Source organism: Prevotella marseillensis (assembly GCF_900625065.1).
Classification (GTDB): Bacteria; Bacteroidota; Bacteroidia; order Bacteroidales; family Bacteroidaceae; genus Prevotella; species Prevotella rara.
This window is the reverse complement of the sequence record NZ_UYXY01000001.1, coordinates 151,812-169,449: the sequence shown is the minus strand read 5'-3', so window position 1 is coordinate 169,449 and position 17,638 is coordinate 151,812. Positions and strand designations below refer to the sequence as shown.

The following is a 17,638-nucleotide window of genomic DNA, read 5'->3' as shown; positions in this document are numbered from 1 at the left end:
CAATATTATTTCACTTTTACATGTATAACAACCTTTGGTTTTGCCGGGTCGTTGGTTATCATCAGCACACGCGGCTTGCTCCTTGCGCTCTTCAGCTGCTTCTTGTAAGCCGTGATCTTCAGTTTTGCCGATTCGCCCGGACGCAGCTTCGACTTGTTCAGCTTCACCTTCAGACCTGTTGTGAACATCTGCATTGAACGTATGTCGAGCCTGCTCTTTCCGTTATTTTCAATGATTATCGTTCCGCTCTTGTCGTCCTTGTCGCCGAACGTGCCGAGGTCGAGAGTCTCTGACGACAGCTTTATCACCGGCGCATTGTGCTTCTGTGTCTCCGACATGTTTCTAAATCCGGGGAGCAGAACGGCCGAAACCGATATTTCCTTGTCGGCGCTGACCTTGTCGCCGGGATACATTCCGAGATATACCGACGACTGCGTAAGTCCGTAATCACGCAGCTTCAGCGAGTTGAGGGTTATCGTTGCCACGCCGGTGTGTCCAGGAGCAATGGTTGTAGGCGACACTGACGCCGTAAGGTAATCAGGCAGGTGCATAACAACCGGACTGACACTCTCTGAGCCGCTGTTGATGATGTGTATCTTCTGTATAGGCATGTCGCCCACGTTGACATCATCAAACTCGATGTTGTTGTTGTCTGTCCTCACGCTGCCGATAGTGTAGTCATACTTTCCGGTGAAGTCGATAAGCTTGTCAACCACCACTCCCTTCATCTTCAGATAGAAGGGCTTGTCGGAAGCATTGCTGTAAACGGCTACTTCCTTTTCAAAATGTCCGAGCTGACGTGCATCATAAGTAACCTCAACCGTAAAGTTGTCGCCCTTCATGATGCTGCCGCGCGGATAGCTCGCAATGGCACATCCGCAACTCGTCCTAACTGTGTCGATTATCAGTTCGTTGCCCTTGTTGCGCAATTCAAACTTCGCCGTGACGGGCTGTTCATAAAGAACGCTTCCGCAGTCGATAACCTCATGCTTGGCAGATATGCGCTGTGCCGCCATGTCGAAGGCAAAGGCGGCAACCAGGGCTGTCAGTATTATTTTTCTTTTCATAATTCAATTCTCTTTCAATCATTCAATAACAATAACCTTAGACACTGCACGTCCTGAATATTCAGGCGAGTAAGCACACTGCACGGTGCATGTACCTGTCTCGTAAGTGCCTTCACGGTCAACATAATATTCTGTCTCTATAACATGCGTTCCCTTGCTGAAACGGTCGAAATAATAGTTCGTAACGTTGTCTTTCGGCGTGCAGTAATATCCGCCGGCGTATCCGCTGAGCTGTCTGAGCGGCTCCATGCAGGCGGCACGCTTGTCGCTCACCTGAACAAAGTCGTAATCGCGGTCGGCTACTATGGTTATGCGCACCTTGATGCGTGAGCCTACTTTCAGACTTGCGGGCGTAGTGCCGTCGGCAGAAAGTATTTCTCTTGTAACCTTGAAGCCCGATGAAGCGGCGTCTATATCAGAAACCTTGCATACTGACTGGGCATAAACGGCGCCCCATGATGTGCCTTCAGATGTCTTGCTTACGGTCAGCTTGCCAGGGTTGGCAACGCTTGTTGCCGACTTGACGTAACCCAGACCTGCGGTGGCAGGCGACATGTCGAGTTTCTTGCCGTCGAGCGTTATCTCTGCCTTCTCGCCCTTGTTCAGCACCGACATGTTGTCGCTTAAGAATGCATAAACGGCATTTGCGCTGTTGACCGGTGTGTTCCAGCCCTGCACTCTCTTCTGCTGCAGCAGCCATTGTCTCATCTCGTCGATTTCTGCCGAATAGCCATTGGCGTCAACAAGCTTCATCGCCTCTATTGCTGCAACCTGTGTAGGTATGCGGTAATCGAACCAGTTGTAACCTGCGCGCGGCGAGTCGTAGTAGCGGCCCATAGTCTCTGTCTTAACCGAATATTCCTCAAGACTCTTCAGGTATTCACCTGCGAGCTTGCTCTCGCCGTTCTTTGACAATACAACAGCCATGAGAGCCTTGCCGTAAAGGTTAAGTGAAGTGTTCTTTGTCTTAAGATATCCGAGCAGATAGTCTGCCGCAGAACGTTCTGCCGACGTAAGTTGTCTGTCGCCAAGGGCGCAGATATACAGATACTGCAGTGCCGAGTAGTCGCGTATTCCGTATGCGTTGCCTTTCTTTTCGGCCTCCTTTATCTTCTCAACTTCATCCACAACGACGCGTCCGAGATAAGTCATTGCCTTGTCGAGCATGCCTTTTGTCTCGTTCTGAACGCCTATCATTGTGTTCAGACGGGTAAGCAGCTCAGCAATGCTTGCCGTCAGCGACGGCGAGCCGTAAGGCATTCCCTGCCACCACGACCAAGAGCCGTCGGCCTGATTCTGCAGCTTTTGCAGTTTGCCGAGCATCAAGCTAATGTTGTTGTTGAGCGAAGAGCTGTCGAAATAGTTGGCAAGGAGACGTTTCTGCTCAGCCTCATTGTCGGCATCTGCCACCCAAGGCGTCTCGTTGAGCACGATGTCCTTAAGTTCCTGATTCTTCTCCAGACTGCTCAACAGACTTGTCTGTTCTGCCTCACGCTTCCACTGTTCGAACGTTGTCTTAGCCTGCGGAGCGTTCTTCAGTATGTAGTTGCTTATGCTGCTGGCATAATATGCCGTGGCAAGACTTATGGCGTTGTTGTCGCTGGCGGTGCCTATGTAAGGCAAAGCCTGAAGCACGAGCCATGCAGGATTGTTGGTGTATTCAACCGTCAGTTTGTTGTTTCTGCCGCCCTTAGCGAACAGATTGCCAAGGTCTATCGTCTTCTGGCCGGGCTGCGTCTGTGTGAACGGCACCGTATTGGTTACAAGTTCCTCGTCTGCCAGTACCGGAAGATAGTGCTGCTCGCCGTCGCTAAAGTTGCGTCCGTTTGCAAATATCTTGCACACAAGCATTGAACTGTTGGCGTCAGGGCAATATTCGAACGATACGGCTGTTGTCTGTCCGGCAGCAACCTTGAACGATTTTTTCTGCTCAAACACCGTTTTGTCTGTCTCAGGATCTACGAGCTGCATAACAGCCGTACCCTCTGCACTCTTCTCTGAAGTGTTGAATATTCTTGCTGCTATCGAAGCACGGTCGCCTACACGTACAAAGCGCGGCATGTTGGGCTGCACCATAACGGTCTTGCGCGCAACGGTTTCACTCTCGATAAGTCCGAAGTTTACGTCCTTGTCGTGAGCAAGTCCCATAAACGTCCATGTTGTTATGCTTTCGGGCAGAGTAAACTTAACGCTCACGTTGCCTTTGTCGTCTGACTGAAGTGCGGGATAGAAGAACGCCGTCTCATTAAGGTTCTCGCGCAACTGAACGTTGTCGGCAGAACGGCCCTGAGCAGAACCGTTGTCGGCTGTTACAGGAGGCTCTGCAAGCTCTTCCTTGCTCTTAACCGAAGCAGATTCGCTCTCGCCGGCCGACATGGCTGAATCGGAAGCCACTGCCTGCTTCTTAACTGCGCTGCCAGCAAGACTTAGTCTCAGACCTCCATTAACCCCATAGCCTCTCAACATTATATTCGACACGAAGAAATTATCAATGTCAAACCTGTTCATATCGAAGTCGTCCACATCGAGCAGCTTGATGTCGGCCGCACTTGAGAAGTGCAGACCATTCTGATATACAGAACGCCACTGAGTGTAAGGCTCACTGATGGCCATGTCATTGTAGAACCACCAGCTGAACGGAGTTATCTGGTTGAGCGAGCTGTCATAAAGCGTAACCATGAGCTGTGCCTTGGCAGCAGTGCCGTCGGGTCTTGTTATGTTGAGCGTCCACTCTTCGCTCTGTCCCGGAGTAAGTCTGTCGCGGAAAGTGGTCCACTTCAGCATCAGTCGTCTGTCGGGAACAGGACGTGTGATATACACGCTATGATTATAGTCCTTGCCGTCCTTCACCCATACGAGGTTTATCTTCAGGCCGTCGCCATACTCTTCCTTATATGTCAGAGCGCGTGTTGACAGCTGGTTGCTAAGGTCTGTTGCGCCGTCGGCAATTACCTTATCGCCCGAAATGACGGTGTAAAGGATATGTGTGTCGGCATCAGACGAGCCTACCTGCAGATAAACCGGACTGCCGTCTGACGGGAACTTGGTGTCTGAAAGATAGAACCAGTCGTGTGTTTCAACGCAAGGCTTAGTGTCGTCGAGGCTGAACACGACGAAATCCTGCTTCAGCGTGTCTGTGCCGCAGATAGCCACGAGTTTGTGACGGCCCGACTTTAGCTGCGACGCCGTGTTCCATGTGATGCTCTCGTCGCGGTTGGTTCTTGCCTTGAAGGCATTGAACGAGCCGTCGATGTAATATCTCACGTTGTCGTCGATGTCAACACCGGCCATATTCTTGTATACAAACTTTATTGTCTTCAGACTGTCGCGGAGTATGCGTCCGGGCAAAGTGGTGCTCAGTGCGGCGGGCTTATTGCCCAAAGGCAGCGCCAGCTGTCCGCTGCGAGTCTCGCCTGCCTGGTCGGTAACTTCGGCATCAGCGGTTATTGTATAGAAGCGTGCAATGCTGTTGAACGTGCGTTCGTCAATGCCGCCGTCGGTATCTGCCCATGCGGGGAGCACCATAGGCATCTCTATCTTGAAAGCTCCGTCAGCATCGGTAACGGCCTCGCCCTTTACGAGCACGTCGGTTCCGGAACCGTTAGTGTAAGCCGATGCATAATAGCGCCACCACAGCGACTGGCTGCGCTTAACCGTGTAGCTGACCTTTGCGCCCTGAACCGGCACGCCGGCATAGGTCTTTGCATGAGCCGTAACCACAAGCGTGTCGCCACTCTGATATCTCTGGTTGATCTTGGGGAACTCTACCTGGAATGTAGGACGCTTGTATTCTTCCACCGTGATGTTTACAGAAGCATTGATGCCGAAGTCGCCCTGTATGGTGTAGCGGCCCGTAAGTCCGCCCGAAGGCAGCGCAAAGTCGGTGCTGGCCGTACCATATTCGTCGGTGGTTACAGTGGCCTCGCTCACCACCTTATAGTTAGCGTCTCTCATGGTGAGCTTGAATGACTTGCCTGCAACGACCTTGCTTTCCATGCCTTTCTGAGTGTTATATGCCACGGCTGCCACATGAACAGTCTGTCCCGGACGGTAAATCTTACGGTCGGTGAAGATGTTCAGCACGTCGCGGTCGCCCTTCTGGGCATAATAAGAGAAGCTGCTCCATGTGCCAAGCATAGGCGCCGCCTTGTCTCTCTCTGTGTAAGCGCGCAGCATTCTGATGCCGTCGCCACCCATACTGAACACGGCTTCGCCCTTATCATTGCATGTAAGAGTATGCGTCTTCTTGCCGTTTGTCTGCACGACGATGGTTGCGCCGGGCATAGGCTGGCCGGTTGTGGCACTAAGAGCTGCGAGGCGCAGCTTGTTGCCGGGCAGCTGATGATGCACCACGAACATGTCTGTTACATACAGCAGGCGCCTCTGCGGCTCAAGATTCTTATTGTCTGAAGAAACTTCAACCATATAAACGCCTACCGGCATGCCGGCAAGCACGATCGAGTCTTTGATTATCTTGTATTCAGGCTGACCGGGATAGCGCTTCGTCTGCACGTTCTCTGTCAGCGGAACAATCTTCTTGCGAAGTTCCTTATATCCGTCATCCTGCGAAGGATTAAGCTCTGTGTCGCCGTCAACGGCCAGACGCGCCACCTTAACCTTAATCTCACTGACATTACGCAGATTCATTTTTATGACGTTGCGCTTGTAAGGCAACACAACATTATTGGTGAGACTGATTACAAACTGCGGATTTGTCAGCCTTTTAAGTTCGTTGCGCAGCACGTTCATACGCGGCCATTCGCCCCAGCGGTTAACGGCGTTATTGATGTAAGCCACCAGGTCGTCGGCGTTAACGTCATTGCAGTTCTGCATAAAATTATAGCGTTCAACGGCCACTTCGCCACAAGCATTGAGATCAGAATAGATGTTTATGAGCGAATCGAGCGACACGGCATAGCGCGACTTCTTTAATTCGCGGAAATAGATGCCGCCGTTGCGCTGATTGTTCTGCCTGACCATAGCCAGAGCCGTCAGCAACGTAGCTGTGCGGTTCTGCGTAGTTGCATAGTAAGAATGCATCGTGGCATAGTCTTCTGCCGTATATCCGATAAGACTCAGAAGGTCGTCGTTGAAGTATTTGCCGTCGCGTCCCTTTACGACAAACGGCTCATAGCAGAGTGCCTTCTTTGATGCGAGCAACGCAGGGTCGGCCAGCGACTTGCGGAAGAACTCGGCTGCCTTGGCCGAATTGTCTATTCCGACAGCGGCATACGGACTAAAATTGCGGTAAGAACTGTATATCTTGCCCAGCGCCGCATAATAGACAGCCGACAGAGCGCCGTCTGACTTGCTACATGCTTCGGCCTTGTCTTCAAGCCGGGCAAGCCTTGAAGGAAGCGAGTCGGGCGAGATAGAATACCAAACCGACGCCATGCACGTCTCTGCCTTAAGCAGATGGCCATAGTCGCCGCCGGCCTCAGCCTTGTCGGCAATGGTCTGCAGCAGTTGTATCTGTGTCTTCGGCAGGTCCTTATTGGCTGCCTCGTCTACCTGTTTCCATAATTTCGAATAGCTGTCGCCAAACATTGCAGCCGGCACCAGCATAAAAGCCGTAAGTAAAAGGAAAGCGGTTTTTCTCATAATCAACAAAGTTTTTATTCTTAATACAACACGGCATCAACGTCCGCAGGGCTGCATGATGCATGCTTTGTGCCCCTGCTGCGGCGTCTGCCGCCGATGTTTCCTATATTTCTACAAAGGTAACTAATTAATCGTAGCTGACAAAACGATTTAATGTTTTTTGCCGTTTAACTTTCAAAAACTAAAACCTGATTATTGTCGAAGATTACGCATTGGGCACTGATAAATTAACTTTATTTACCAATACAGAAGTTTTAAGCAGCGAGATTTTAACACGCCGGAAGCCGGCATTATAGGAATAACGTCAGCGCAGATATGCCGTTTTATCATGCAGACGAAGCCTCTGCAAGGCAAGAAACATGTAAACAGGATGCAAAAGCTATGCTTTCAGGATGCGAAATGCGGCATATTGGAGCGCAAAACATTGCCTTTTGCATGACAAAAAACAGTTGTTTTAAGTGCAAAAAGCAATGATTTATGGCCTTTCTGGAGTATTTACGGGATACAGAAAAAGAACTTTTAAATCACAATCAGACATAAACCTCTGATTATCAGCAACATACTAAAACAATCGAAAAAATGCGAGTTTTTCATACGGAAACGGCATTTCGGCCGTAAGATTGCAAAAAGTGAGATAAATATGTTAACGCAAAAGCACTTGCGTTAACATATTTTTACTTATCATTTTACTGCTGGCAGCATAACAACAACGGTATGCCGACACAGCAGAAGATGCTATTTGACAGGAAGAGCAAGCAACTGATACATCAGCGTTGCCGCCATGCGCTCCTGCCCTTCGGTTGAAGGATGCAGGCGGTCGGTGGCCTTGTCGTGGAAATAAGGCAGCTGAGCCTCAACCATCGGGTTAAGTCCGCTGACCGAATTGAGGTCAATCACAGGTACGCCCCACACGTTTCCGGCTTCCTTTACAGCCTCAACATAAGCGTCGAAATACTCTCCACAGATGTTCTGCCAGCTCTCGTCGGGCTGTATGTTGGTGTCGCCGAATGTGGCGTAAGCCCTGTGCAAGGGTGTCAGCAGCACAATCTGCTTGTCGGGGAAGAGCGTCTTCAGCTTGCTTATGCCTATGTTTATGCGGCCCTTAAAGGTGTCGCCGGTCATCACCGGAGTACGTTTTTTGCGCTTATACACCTGCTTCTTGCCATGCACGGCAGCAGTAACGGTGTCTTCAGTTTCAACATACCACTCACCGACGGGCACTCCGGCGTTGAAGTCGTTTGTACCCATGAACACCACTACGGCGTCAACCTCATTGCCATGTTCCTTGCTGAGCTTCTCTGCCTGACGCGGAACGTCGTCCCACTGGCGGCCGCTTATGCCGTAGACATAAGGCGTTATGCCGAGCCACTGCTGCAGATATGCCCAGTATTTCTGCCTGATATCATTGCTGTTGTTCTTCGGGTCGGTAATCGAGTCGCCGATATACCCCACCCTTTTGCCTGCCCACGGATGGCGCACATATCCGCTCTTAACGGCAGTGTTGTCGTTCAATACAGTCTGACACGAAGCCTCTGGCGCCATGCACGCCATAAAAGCAAGAGACAATAAAAAAAATTTGTTCATTTCAATTAGTTTGTTAATCGGCCGTAAAGGTAACAAAAGTTATTCGTAACGACAAGACTTATCCTGACAAATAGAGCCAAACGGCACATATAACGGCAACGGACAGCTCCGCCACGCCACATCTGAGGCAGCAGCGCTGACAAGTATTAAGAAATATTATCCTTTCATTTTAGGCAGTTTCTCATTTTCTTATTGTATATTTGCAATGTGGTTGCACGCACAGGCATGATGCCGTTCTGCAGCGCAACAGGCAACAGCGCAGATGCGTCAGCCGCCACAATAAAAGCAAAACAATTAAACACTGCGAGATATGAATATTGGAGACAAGGCGCCCGAAATACTCGGGCACGACGAAAACGGCAACGAGATAAGGCTCAGCGACTTCAAAGGCCGCAAGCTGGTGCTATATTTCTATCCTAAAGACCTTACGTCGGGATGCACCACCGAGGCGTGCAACCTGCGCGACAACTACACAAAGCTGAAGGAGCTCGGCTACGAGGTGATTGGCGCAAGCGTGGACGACGGCAAGCAGCATCTTAAGTTCATAGCAAAGAACGAACTGCCGTTCCACCTCATTGCCGACACAGAGAAGACTCTCGTCGAGCAGTTTGGCGTGTGGGGCGAGAAGAAGATGTACGGCCGCACCTACATGGGCACCTTCCGCACCACCTTCATCATTGACGAGAACGGAGTGATTGAGCGCATAATCTCGCCAAAGGAGATCAAGGTGAAGAACCACGCCGAACAGATTATCGGAGAACAGAAATAACATAAAAGATAACAGCCGCCACAACGCTCCCGCTACAGCAAGGGGGCGCAAGCGGCAAAACCCTATTAACCCTAAACATAAAACTCATGATTAACCGACAACTTCTGCACCCGGAGAGCATCGTCGTAATCGGCGGCTCAAACAACGTTCACAAACCCGGAGGCGCCATCGTGCGCAACATTATCAACGGAGGCTACAAAGGCGTTCTGCGCATTGTCAACCCTAAAGAAGACGAAGTGCAAGGCGTAAAGGCATTTCACGACATAAGCGAACTGCCGCCCACCGACCTGGCTATTCTCGTAATACCATCGCACATGTGCCCCGAAACAGTAGACCGCCTGGCTGAAGACAAAGGCGTAAAGGCCTTCATAATAATATCTGCAGGCTTCGGCGAGGAGACAAAGGAGGGAGCAAAGCTCGAACAACACATACTCGACACCTGCGAACGCCACGGAGCAGCACTCATAGGACCTAACTGTATCGGTCTGCTCAACTCATGGCATCACAGCGTGTTCACCAAACCAATACCTACACTGCACGAAAAAGGCGTCGACTTCATCAGCGGTTCGGGCGCAACGGCAGTGTTTATCCTCGAGTCGGCCGTAACAAAGGGCCTGCCGTTCAACTCTGTATGGAGCATCGGCAACGGCAAGCAGATCGGCATCGAGGACGTGCTGCAATACATGGACGAGAACTTCGACCCGGAAAAAGACTCACACGTCAAGCTGCTCTACATCGAGAACGTGAGCAATCCTGACAAGCTTCTCTTCCACGCCTCATCGCTCATACGCAAGGGATGCCGCATAGCAGCCATCAAGGCCGGCAGCAGCGAGAGCGGAAGCCGTGCCGCATCATCGCACACAGGAGCCATTGCCAGCAGCGACTCAGCCGTAGAGGCACTGTTCCGCAAGGCGGGCATCGTGCGCTGTTTCTCAAGAGAGGAACTCACAACCGTGGGCTGTATCTTCACACTTCCGCCGCTCACAGGCCGCAACTTTGCAATCGTAACCCACGCAGGAGGCCCCGGCGTGATGCTTACCGACGCGCTGTCTAAAGGCGGACTCAACGTTCCGAAGATTGAAGGTCCCGACGCCGACGAGCTGAAGAGCCTGCTCTTCCCCGGAGCATCAGTGGCTAACCCCATCGACATCCTTGCAACCGGAACACCCGAGCATCTGGGCATAGCCATCGACTACTGCGAAAACAAGTTTAAGGACATCGACGCCATATTCGTAATCTTCGGCACACCGGGCCTCGTCCAGTTGTATGAGGCTTACGACGTGCTGCACAAGAAGATTCTGGAGTGCAAGAAGCCTATATTCCCCATCCTGCCTTGTCTGCACACAGCAGGACCGGAAGTGGCAGAGTTCCTGAAGAAGGGACACGTAAACTTCAGCGACGAGGTTACGCTCGCAACAGCCCTCACACAGATTATGAAGACGCCAAAGCCGGCATCACCCGAGATAGAACTCTTCGGCGTTGACATCCCGAGGATAAGAGAGATTATAGCAGGCATCAAGGAAGACGGATACATCGCCCCCGAACTGGTGCATCAGATATTCGAGTGCGCAGGCATCCCTATGGTGCCCGAAATGGTGAGCGACTCTAAAGGCGAACTTACTGCATTTGCCGACAAGGTTGGCTATCCGGTAGTGGCAAAGGTCGTAGGCCCTGTACACAAGAGCGACGTGGGCGGCGTTGCGCTCAACATAATGAGTGCGGAACATCTCGAAATGGAGTTCGACCGCATGATGAAGATTGAAGGCGCAAAGGCCATCATGGTGCAGAAGATGATCAAAGGCAAGGAGCTGTTTATCGGAGCCAAATACGAACCGCGCTTCGGGCACATCGTATTGTGCGGACTCGGCGGCATATTCGTCGAGGTGCTGAAGGACGTTTCAAGCGGACTTGCTCCTCTGTCTTACGACGAGGCCTACTCAATGATACGCTCTCTGCGCGCATACAAGATAATAAAGGGTACGCGCGGACAGAAGGGTCTCAACGAGCAGAAGTATGCAGAGATTATCGTGCGCCTGTCAACACTTCTGAGGTTTACCACCGAAATAAAGGAGCTCGACATCAACCCGCTGCTGGCCGACGAAGACAACGTTACGGCAGTAGACGCCAGAATACGTATTGAAAAATAACAATAACAAACCATCGGGCGGCGTCGGCAGATGCCGCCCGACGTTCATTAAATGCCCCTGGCATAAAACTTATATTTAAAGGAAATGAAGATACTCGTAATAGAAGACAACGCCGACCTGAGAGACATCATTGTACGCTCGCTCGAAAAAGAGCGCTACGTGGTGGAGACAGCCCCCGACTACGCTACGGCTCACACCAAGCTGTTTATTTATGAATACGACTGCATACTGCTGGACATTATGCTGCCCGACGGCAACGGCCTTAACCTGATGAGAGAACTGGCAGAACGCGGCAAGCGCAAGAACGTCATCATAATATCGGCAAAGGATTCTATCGACGACAAGGTGGCCGGACTCGAACTCGGCGCCGACGACTATCTGGCTAAGCCCTTCCATCTGGCTGAGCTGCACGCACGCATCAGGAGCGTGATGAGACGCCACACACAGAACGGCGAGAACAACATAAAGTTCGGCAACGTGACCATCCATCCCGACACATTCAAGGTGGAGGTGAACGGACAGGACATCGACCTCGGACGAAAGGAGTATGAAATCCTTCACTATCTTGTCAACCGGGCAAACCGCCTGATAGAGAAGCAGACGCTGGCCGAAGGCGTGTGGGGCGACGACATCGACCAGGCCGACAACTTCGACTTCATATATGCACAGATAAAAAACCTGCGCAAAAAGCTGAAGACGGCTGGCGCCGACATCGAGATAAAGACGATATACGGTTTCGGATATAAGCTCATTAAGGTATGAAGCTGCAGAACGTCCTAACCTTCAGACTGTCGGTGCTAAAGGCCATAGGCATTGCCCTGTGGGCCGTAGGCTTCTATTTTGCGATAATAAAAGAAATCAACAACAAGACCGACGACAGCCTGACGAGCTATGCCGAAGCGCTCATAACCGACTATCTGGCAGGAGTGCCCCTGCCCGACACCCACAACGGCGCAGGCAACAACTACTATATACACACCGTGTCGGACGAGTATGCCGAGAGCCATTCGCACATAAGATACCGCGACATGGAGACGTATGTGCCCAACGACAACAAGTTTGAACAGACAAGGGCCGTAACGTATATCTTCAAGTCGAACGACGACAAGTATCATGAGCTTACGGTGTTCACGCCAACGATAGACAAGCAGAACCTTAAAAACTCTATTTTCATATGGCTTGTGGTGCTGTATTTCGGTCTGCTCACGGGCATGATAATCGTCAATCTGTGGACCATCAGGCACAGCATGAAACCGCTGAAAAGGCTCTTCGGATGGCTCGACACGTATAAGCTCGGCAAGAACATAAAGCCGCTGGAGAACGACACGAGGATAACCGAATTCAGAAAGCTCAACGAAACGGTGATGAGGAGCATTGAGCGAAACGAGAAGCAATATGAACAGCAGAAGCTCTTCATAGCCAACGCGTCGCATGAGATGCAGACGCCGCTGGCCGTATGCCGCAACAGGCTCGAGATGCTGCTCGACGAAGAAGGACTTACGGAGAACCAGATGGCGGAGATAATAAAGACGCTGCACACACTGAAAGAGCTGACGGAGACCAACCGCTCGCTGCTGCTTCTGTGCAAGATAGACAACGGACAGTTTGCCGCTCACGGACCTGTAAGCCTTAAGGAGGTTACGGCGCATGCCGTAAACAATCTGAAACCAGTATACTCGCGCATGAAGATAACCGTCAGCAACATGTGCGAAGAGGCTCCCGTGGCAGACATGGACGAGCAGCTGGCCAACGTGCTGATGACCAACCTCGTGAAAAATGCCTTTGTGCATAACATAGAAGGGGGCGAGATAAACATCACGTCGGACAGCTCACACATAAAGATAGAGAACACCGGACAGCCCGAGCGGCTTGACAGCGACAAGATATTTGAACGCTTCTATCATTCAGCCGGCAAGAAATCGTCAACCGGACTGGGACTTGCCATCGTCAAGGCCATCTGCTCGCAGTACGGCATGGAGATAACCTACAGCTTCAGCAACGGAAAACATGCGTTCGAAATAAGGAAAAGCAAAAATTAGTTAAAAACCTGATTCCGAACCGTTTTTTCAGATTCTTTTCAGAAACCCCTTGCATCTTTGCATCAAACAAAAGAACAAACAATGATTACAAACCCTAAAAAAAAGAAGATTATGAAAAGAATTATCCAGACATGTGTAGTTGCATTAGTTTGCATGATAGCGTTCCAGGTTAAAGCTGTTGCCGACAACGACAAGCCAATAGCAGTAAGTCAGCTTCCGGCTGTTTCGCAGCAGGTGATAAAAAGTCACTTCGCAGGCAAGAAGGTGGCTATGGCAAAGCAGGAGACAGGACTGTTAGACAAGAACTACGAGGTTGTGTTCACAAGCGGCGAGAAGGTGGAGTTTGACAAGAAAGGCAACTGGAAAGAGATTGACTGCAAGCTCTCAGCCGTGCCGGCAAAGCTCATCCCCGCAAAAATAGCAAGCTACCTGAAATCCAACTATCCGGGAGTAAAGGTGCTGAAGCTTGAAAAGGGCAACAACGAATATGAGGTTAATCTGGCCAACGGCATGGAGATAACCTTCAACAAGAACTTCGTTGTCATAGACATCGACTAAATAAAACTGACATGACAATAAAGCATCTGATGCCTGCAATGACAAAACCGGCGCTATAGCAGCCTTAAGGCGTCAGAACTGCAAAAAGCTGACAGACAGAGCCACAGCAACAACGCAAGGCACATGTCTGCCAGCTTTGCCCCAAGTAAGCCATAAGGCTGCGCCGGGCTAGCCCACAGGCGTATGCCGACTGATATATTACACTTTGTGTATTTGCCGCAGTCTGTTTGACCATTTTGCGTTGACGTAGCCAGCTACGCCTGCGTCAAAACGGACAAACAGACATATGACATAAAACGGAAAGGCAACAAAACAGCAGACGGCAATGTGGCAAACGGGCAGAGGCAACCCTCCGGGACAAGCCGGATAATCTCTATATGACAGACAGTAACTTAACAAAACCCGCAGAATACATTATGAAAGATTACATCAAAAAAGCTGCAATGATGATAACATTGCTCCTGGCCGTAACACTAAATGCCGCGGCCGGCAACGAGAAACCTATCAGTGTAAGCCAGATGCCGCATAATGCACAGCAGCTGCTCAGCAGGCACTTCAGCAACAAGAAGGTGGCCTTGGCGAAAGTGGAATCGGGATTCTTCTCAAAAGAATATACCGTTATCTTCACCAACGGTGAGAAAATAGAGTTTGACAGCAACGGCAACTGGACCGAAATAAGCTGCAAGCGCTCGGCCGTGCCGGCAAGCATAGTTCCGCCGCAAATAAGTTCGTATGTCAAGAAGAACTATCCGGGGTGCATAATAATTAAGATTGAAAGAGACGCAAAGGAATACGAAATAGACCTGTCGAACCGCATAGAGATAACGTTCAACAAGAAATTCCAGGTCATAGACATTGAATGATAAACCTACATTCTATAAAAGCAAACAGCAACAGGCACCATGGCCGACGCATGACATACTGAAAACGATATATCTACAATCTAGATAATAATGCAAGAGCACACCTCCCGACTTTATGTGAGGCGTGCTCTTGCCGTATAATTCCTTACCGTTCATCCGTACATATGCGGCATATTGCCCTCCAAAAGACGGCCTTTTGCATTGCAATATGCCGTCTTTCACACGGCAAAAGGGCACCTTTCATAATGCAAAAGACGACATTAGGGCATGCAATACGAATATACATCGGCACACTGTAGGCAGAAAATATTTTCTTAAAAAACTCATCACTCGTCACATTCCTGCGTAACATTCTGGATATCAACAGGATATACTGTGATGAGTTGACCTTTCAACTCGTCACGCCACGCCCTGACATTGTTATGTGATGAGTTGAGAATTTAACTCATCACGCTTCAAATCATTGACAATCAGCGCATTATATGCGAATGTGACGAGTGATGAGTTTTTTAAGAAAATAGTTTTACTTCATCAGTATAACGCCAGGTACCACGCTGCTCATTTCACCCTGACGACTATCCTACGGTATGACGTCAGAGCCGGACTGCCGTTGTCTGTAACTTCCTGAATGAGGTGTATCGTAGCCTTTGACACTGATTCCGGTATTGACAAAGACGGACGCGCCGTGGCAGCATCGCTCACTTCAAGACGCTGACCGCAGTCGGTAGCGTCATCATAGACATAAAGCCTGTAGCTTATCTCGTTGCCGTCAGGATCATAAGAGCCCGAAAAGTCGAACTGCAGCCGGTCGCCGGGCTTAGCGTCAACATATCTCACAGCCTTGGTGTCAGTATTCTCGTCACTGAAACGTACTACAGGATGATGGTTGGCATCATTATAGTCAGCACACACACTCCATTTTACACGTGCCGCAAAATCGTTCAGTATGGCTGTCTTCCATCGGGCAATTGCCTCACTGCCCTCGCCCGAATTGGTGAACATATAGTAAGGATCATATTGTTTCTCGTCAAGATTATTCTTCTCAACCCAGTCCATACCTCTTACACCTGCCACCTTTTCCGTGCCGAAGCGTCCGCCCCAGCCGCCGTATTCAGGCTCCGACGGCACATTCAGCCCGTTGTCAACAAGATACATGAAGGCAGGGCTGTCGCCCTCTGTGGCCCACATCCTGTCAGGATAAGCAGCGCCGAGAGGGCCATACTTCTGCACATTGTCGTCTACCCAACTGTCTGACGGCGCCCAGCCGTACACGGCAGTATTGCGAAGATATACGATGTCGGGAAAGGTTCTGGCTATCCATGCTCCGGCATCACACTGCCCAAGCACGTCATAGATGCGCAGCTTCGACACAAATTTGGCCACATCTGCCGCACCCCTTGTGTGCTTCACCTTCCACAACGCCTGAGCCACCGTGTTCATGCCTCCCCATGCGTTAACCCATACCGGGCGGGGATCTTTGCTGTCAACGGCACGTATTATGAGTTCTGAGCCCGGAGTGTCGTGTCCCTCACCTACGTCGGCCATGCCCACTCCAGCCTGACCGGCAACGGCTACAGAGCGCAGACTGGCGGCCGAAGGATAGCCCTTGTCGTGAACAATAAGATTAGGATAAGCCTTCTCGTATGCATCTATAATCTTATTCAGCACGGGCAAGCCCAGAGGCGTCTTCACAAATGCCACGTTACATATAAGTCCCTCGATGTCAACATCATCAGACATGAGCAAGAGATGCACCATAGACTGCTCGTCGTCGGGATCGGTTCCGCCGATGTCGGTAGTAACGATTAGCCTGTGCTTCTCCGCAAACAAGCACGAAGGGGCGGCAAGCATGAATGAAGATGATAAAAGAATAAATAATAATCTGAATAAGGAATTGTGTTTAATCATGGATAATAAAATTGATGATAAAAAATCTTTATATGTTATTGACGTTATATACAAATACGGCAAAAGGCAAGTGCAATGACAGATAAGAAACCTGTGATTTTTAAGCAGACTTTGCCTAGCCGTTTCATATCTTTTTCAAAGATACAAAAAAATTATCATATCCATACGAAAACAATCAAGCCGGTAATTCTGTTTCACAAAAAATAACCTTTCTGCACATCGCCCCGAAATCAGGACAAGGCACAAAAAGGATAAAAATGCAGTAGGCAGATTGCCTGACGACCGGACACGGCATGAGCCTGACACAGGCTATTCTATGAGTTCGATGCTTACTCCGTTGAACTCCTTGACAAAATCGAGAATGCGGGTGCGGTAATTCCTGCGGCGCAGCTTCATCTCGAGCGTAACCTCATATTGCCGTTCTCCGTCAACCACAATCTGCTTCATCCCGTAGTTGTCAAAGTCAACGCCATCAGCCTGCAGCTCGCTGAGCAGCTGACGCACTGTGTCATGGCTACGTGTGGAAAACGTTACGGCTATCTTTTTCATTCCGAAACGGTTAACCACAAAGGAGAACACCTCAAGACAGCACAGCACAAGCACCGTGCTGCCTATGGCGAGGGCATAAAGCCCGGTGGCAGCAGTCATGCCTATGGCAGCAGTAGCCCATAGTCCGGCAGCCGTGGTAAGCCCTTTCACCACATGTTTCTGAAAGATTATGGTGCCGGCACCAATAAATCCGATACCCGTAACCACCTGAGCCGCAATACGCGACGGGTCGAAAGAGGCAAACGAGCTGTAGATTTTCAGCGACTCGTCGAAGCCATACTGTGAAAGGATGGTGAAAAGAGCCGACCCCATCGCCACAAGAAAATGTGTACGCGTACCGGCTTCCTTAGCCCGCAGCTCCCGCTCAAGGCCGACAGCAGCGCCCAGCACACCGGCAATGGCTATGCGCAAGATGAATTCGGTAGTAGTAAACATAAGCATATAACTATTTTATGCAAAGTTACTACAAAAAAGTGAAATGCGGAAAGATATAGTGATAGAATTGAGTTACAAGGGTTTTGGTTGAAGTGGCGATAATCCGTGAAGCCATTAC

The 17,638-nt window shown here is 50.2% G+C and carries 11 protein-coding genes; 6 read left to right on the top strand and 5 right to left on the bottom strand.

Going from position 1 to position 17,638, the window contains the following annotated elements:
- Nucleotides 1-5 precede the first annotated feature (5 nt).
- The 3 genes from EJL04_RS00725 to EJL04_RS00715 form a co-directional block, all read right to left on the bottom strand.
- Entirely contained in the window at nt 6-1,067 is a 1,062-nt protein-coding gene (locus EJL04_RS00725) for a DUF1573 domain-containing protein (protein ID WP_021853900.1), read from the bottom strand.
- 18 nt (nt 1,068-1,085) lie between these two features.
- Nucleotides 1,086-6,668, bottom strand: coding sequence for an alpha-2-macroglobulin family protein (locus EJL04_RS00720; protein WP_125103828.1), 5,583 nt, complete (start codon nt 6,666-6,668; stop codon nt 1,086-1,088).
- 735 nt (nt 6,669-7,403) lie between these two features.
- On the bottom strand, nt 7,404-8,210 hold the full coding sequence (locus tag EJL04_RS00715) for an SGNH/GDSL hydrolase family protein (protein ID WP_053397516.1): 807 nt from the start codon (nt 8,208-8,210) through the stop codon (nt 7,404-7,406).
- Nucleotides 8,211-8,562: 352 nt separating this feature from the next.
- Here EJL04_RS00715 and bcp point away from each other — a divergent pair, with 352 nt between their 5' ends.
- From bcp to EJL04_RS00685, 6 genes are all read left to right on the top strand, one after another.
- Nucleotides 8,563-9,021 (top strand): thioredoxin-dependent thiol peroxidase, encoded by a 459-nt coding sequence (gene bcp, locus EJL04_RS00710; RefSeq protein ID WP_053397457.1) that lies wholly within the window; start codon nt 8,563-8,565, stop codon nt 9,019-9,021.
- 86 nt (nt 9,022-9,107) lie between these two features.
- The gene (locus tag EJL04_RS00705) at nt 9,108-11,168 is read left to right on the top strand and encodes an acetate--CoA ligase family protein (RefSeq protein ID WP_021853904.1); all 2,061 of its coding nucleotides are present in this window, start codon (nt 9,108-9,110) and stop codon (nt 11,166-11,168) included.
- Nucleotides 11,169-11,252: 84 nt separating this feature from the next.
- Nucleotides 11,253-11,930, top strand: a complete 678-nt coding sequence (locus EJL04_RS00700; protein WP_053397456.1) for a response regulator transcription factor — start codon at nt 11,253-11,255, stop codon at nt 11,928-11,930.
- Nucleotides 11,927-13,207, top strand: coding sequence for a sensor histidine kinase (locus EJL04_RS00695; RefSeq protein ID WP_125103826.1), 1,281 nt, complete (start codon nt 11,927-11,929; stop codon nt 13,205-13,207). The genes EJL04_RS00700 and EJL04_RS00695 overlap by 4 nt, the downstream gene beginning before the upstream one ends.
- Before the next feature lie 111 nt (nt 13,208-13,318).
- Nucleotides 13,319-13,765 (top strand): PepSY-like domain-containing protein, encoded by a 447-nt coding sequence (locus EJL04_RS00690; RefSeq protein ID WP_053397454.1) that lies wholly within the window; start codon nt 13,319-13,321, stop codon nt 13,763-13,765.
- A gap of 428 nt (nt 13,766-14,193) precedes the next feature.
- The gene (locus tag EJL04_RS00685) at nt 14,194-14,628 is read left to right on the top strand and encodes a PepSY-like domain-containing protein (protein ID WP_053397515.1); all 435 of its coding nucleotides are present in this window, start codon (nt 14,194-14,196) and stop codon (nt 14,626-14,628) included.
- A 558-nt stretch (nt 14,629-15,186) separates the two neighbouring features.
- Here EJL04_RS00685 and EJL04_RS00680 read toward each other — a convergent pair.
- Nucleotides 15,187-16,536: a DUF1593 domain-containing protein gene (locus EJL04_RS00680; RefSeq protein WP_241209922.1), complete on the bottom strand. Its 1,350-nt coding sequence runs from the start codon at nt 16,534-16,536 to the stop codon at nt 15,187-15,189.
- 309 nt (nt 16,537-16,845) lie between these two features.
- Nucleotides 16,846-17,520, bottom strand: a complete 675-nt coding sequence (locus EJL04_RS00675; RefSeq protein ID WP_053397514.1) for an MgtC/SapB family protein — start codon at nt 17,518-17,520, stop codon at nt 16,846-16,848.
- Between the last annotated feature and the right edge of the window lie 118 nt (nt 17,521-17,638).